Genomic DNA, 3415 nt, shown 5'->3' with positions numbered 1-3415 from the left:
CGGAATCGGGTGGTGGCGGGGTGAGGGGCGGGTTCGGTGTGTGAGAACGGTGCGGGTTCTTGGAGACTGTCAGAAGTTTTCTGTGTGAGGCATAGCCTGTCAACAGGGAGAATGTATGCCACGCAAGAGGAAGACAACCGCAGTAGCGGACAAGGCGGCTTAGCCGCGATTTTCAGCCGTAGTGCTTGAGCAACTAGTCCCCGGTCCGGTGACAACGGCCGAGCTTGAGGGCATCTTCCAGCAGTTCAAGAAGGCGTATCGGAGCGCGCGTCGGGTGCTGAGATGAGTCACCACCTGGTGGGCTGCGCTCCTACTGCGCCCACAGCCTCCAGCGCCCTTCATTCCGTCCATCACCGCCTGCGTAAAAGTTTGTAACGCCTCTCGGTCTCATCCCCTGTACTCCCTGTGTGCAGGATGCTCATAATTTCATAGCAATTCGCGCTCGTCTCAAAACCCCTGCAGCCCTATTGCTTTCACCCCCAGCTGACCACACCAGCCCACCCCAGGTAGGGGTCATTCCTAGCTAGTAACGTCCCTAGCTAGGAGCCTTCCCAGTTTCGCAGCACCCGCTGGCCCGGCACAGTCGCACGCCATGCAAGTTAACCCATCAGCCTCCACCTACGCCCCTGGCGACCTGGCCAGCCCGCCCGCTGCCGACAGCGCACGGCTGTTCCCAGACCAGCCTCGGGACAACGCAGGCGCCTTTGCCGACAATGGCTCCGGCGACAACGACCTGCACGACTCCCAGTACCCCCATGCTGACCCCGCCCCGGCCAGCACCTCCCTCTTCGCTCTCACCGACCATACCCCCAGCACCATACTGACCCAGATGGTGCTGACACAGACCAAGCCCCTGCTCGTCACCCCTGAGAACGCAGCAGGCCTGGGCATCAACCTGGTGCACACCAAGCCCTTGCTGATCACCTTCGAGAAAGAACAGTGCCTGAAGCTGAGCGAGCCAGGAGTCCTGAACGTGCAAGAAGCCAACTTGCTGCACCCGATCAGCCGCGCGGCCAGCAGCGCAGTAAAGATCGCGGGCAGCGATGACCCGACGGCGGGGTTTGCGAGTGACTTCTCGCGCGGAGTGCTGGGCGACAAGCTCCAAGGCGTGAAAACCAAGGGGCACGAGCAAAGCCAAGATCAAAACCAGGTGGGGAAAGATGGGCAACAGCGGGGAAAGCCCTCCAGTGACTGGGTGAAGAGCTTGGGGCTCAGTGAGGTGGATGCGAAGTCGCTGGGTCGGGATGGTATGGGCACCGATACCCGTCAGTGGATAGCAGAACCTGCAGGCCAGCCAGCGTTGACTGCAGGAGACTTTGCGCGGATGGACCGGGCCGGTAGAGAAGCGTCGGCTTTGAAGGGCGGGGCTGTTGAGGCATTCGGCACCGCGCTGGAGAGCAGCTTGCCAGACAGCATGCAGAGTCCTGGACAGTGGGCGGAGTCTGAGCTCGGAGATAGACTGGTACCGGGTGCTTTCTCGCATAGGCTCTACGACAACGTCAGTATCGAGTCTGAGCTGACGAGAAAGTTGAATCTCCACGCTGACGGCACACGCCTGCATACGATGGCATATGTTGATCCGATGGGCAGTGTTTGGGGCAGCGCGCGTGACATCGAGATCACCGACTCGTTTGAGAGCAGCGTTTCGCCAATTCAGGGTACGCCAAACAAGTACGAAGGGTATGACCTGGGCACTGCGGAGGGCATGAAGAATTTTGTAGTCGACGTCTCGCTTGCCAGAGCGCTCAATATGCAGTTGCCAGACGACATGGTGGCGACGGCCAGGACGATTGCTTCCGCCTACTTTGGTGAGAACGGCTCGCTGAATCAAACGGCGCGAAACATTCTGCGTACCAACGACCAAATCCTCTCGGATCGCTTCGTCACGAATGCTGGGAAGATCGTTACATACCAGGCTTTGAATGAAAAATTCGGCACCAATATTGACTTCTCGGCAGTCGCGCAATTTGAAGGAGGTCAAATGCTGAAGGGCTATGTTCCTATGTCGGATGGGCGGGTTCTGGGCAGGAGCGGTGTCACTATTGCTACCGGCTACGACATCGGCCAGATGAACAAAATGCAATTGAAGGAACTTGGCTTTGCAAAGGACTTGGAGGATAGGCTCCGCCCTTACACAAGTTTGACGAAAACAGATGCGGTTGACTTCTTGAACAACAACCCTCTCTCGGTGACTCGGGCTGAGGCCATGCAGATCGACTTCGCCGTAAAAGCGATGCATCTTGGCGCTGCAATTCAGGCTTGGAATGATTCGGATCCGACAGAGAACTTCGCCGATCTCACGCGGGCACAGCAAACGGTCCTTTTCTCGAGGACATTCCATCAAGGTGTAGGAATGCCTGCGACTTCAGTGGCTCAGGGCTTCTATAGCGCAGCTCTGCAAGGGCGCTGGGTACAGGCTGAGACTGCTTTGCGTGCATATGATGTGACCGCCAAGTGGTACAAGAGCCGAGTTGGTGCAGAGGCAAACTTGCTGTTGAAGGAGCGAAGCAAATGAGCGTTGTGGATAGTTGGCGAATCTGGATGGCGATATTGCTGGTGTTGGCGGGTGGGGGTGCAGTTGCCGCAACCCGATGTGACAAGATTGAACGAGTCGATGCTCTCAACGAATGCCTGGGTGACGAGTTTGGGATGGCAGATAAGGCGCTGAACTCTGCGTACGCCGAACTCCGGAGAAAGCTGACGCCTGAGAGGCAAGAAGTGCTTAAGAAAGCAGAGACGTCATGGATCGCTTTACGCGACAATGACTGCGACTTCGAGGCCTCGGCCGCGGCGGGAGGGACGGCGTATCAGTCACTCTATCTGTCGTGCCAGATTCACACCACCAAGCGGCGAATCCGCCTTCTGCAAGACTGGCGCAAGCGCTCCCTGTAAAGAGAAGAGCCCTTCACAGATTTTGTGTTTAGGGCACAGCCTGACAAACATCAATATCTATTCCATTCAAGTTGAACTGTCACGGGCTCGTGGAGCGCTCGGGGGAGCCTGTCATGAGTTTTGTGTGTGAGCCATAGCATGTCAACAAGCGGCGCACCCGCAACTCTCAGCCGCAGCACTTGAACAACTGATCCCCGGGCCGGTGACGTTGGCCGAGCTTGAGCGCATCTTCAAGCAGTTCAAGAAGGCCGCATTGGAGTGCGTGCTGAGCGCCGAAATGAGTCACTACCTGTGCTATGCGCCCGGTCAGGCCAAGCCCGAAGGGGCTGGCGCCAATCGTCGCAACGGCAAGAGCGCCAAGATCGTCTTCACCGACGTCGGCGCTTTGCGCATCGACAGTAAGCGACCAGCCGTACCACCTTGAACAGTCCCGCGACATCTCGCAAGATCGTGTGCACGTAAACCATCGTGGACACCATGCTCAAAGATTCAGAGACACCGAGATATGCGACGCGGCGTACCC

At 57.8% G+C, this 3415-nt stretch carries 3 protein-coding genes; all 3 read left to right on the top strand.

Annotation, left to right across the window (positions count from 1 at the left end; all coding sequences use genetic code 11):
• The first annotated feature begins 592 nt into the window (after positions 1-592).
• The 3 genes from NFX52_RS29520 to NFX52_RS29510 all read left to right on the top strand — a co-directional run bounded on the left by NFX52_RS29520 (position 593) and on the right by NFX52_RS29510 (position 3316).
• The gene (locus NFX52_RS29520; RefSeq protein ID WP_055401776.1) at positions 593-2515 is read left to right on the top strand and encodes a pesticin C-terminus-like muramidase; all 1923 of its coding nucleotides are present in this window, start codon (positions 593-595) and stop codon (positions 2513-2515) included.
• Positions 2512-2892 (top strand): lysozyme inhibitor LprI family protein, encoded by a 381-nt coding sequence (locus NFX52_RS29515; RefSeq protein WP_055401774.1) that lies wholly within the window; start codon positions 2512-2514, stop codon positions 2890-2892. Before NFX52_RS29520 ends, NFX52_RS29515 begins: the two co-directional genes overlap by 4 nt.
• Before the next feature lie 202 nt (positions 2893-3094).
• Positions 3095-3316, top strand: a complete 222-nt coding sequence (locus NFX52_RS29510; protein ID WP_238385757.1) for a transposase — start codon at positions 3095-3097, stop codon at positions 3314-3316.
• Positions 3317-3415 lie beyond the last annotated feature (99 nt).

It is taken from the genome of Acidovorax facilis, from assembly GCF_023913775.1.
GTDB lineage: Bacteria > Pseudomonadota > Gammaproteobacteria > Burkholderiales > Burkholderiaceae_C > Acidovorax > Acidovorax facilis.
This window is presented reverse-complemented; position numbering and strand designations above follow the sequence as displayed.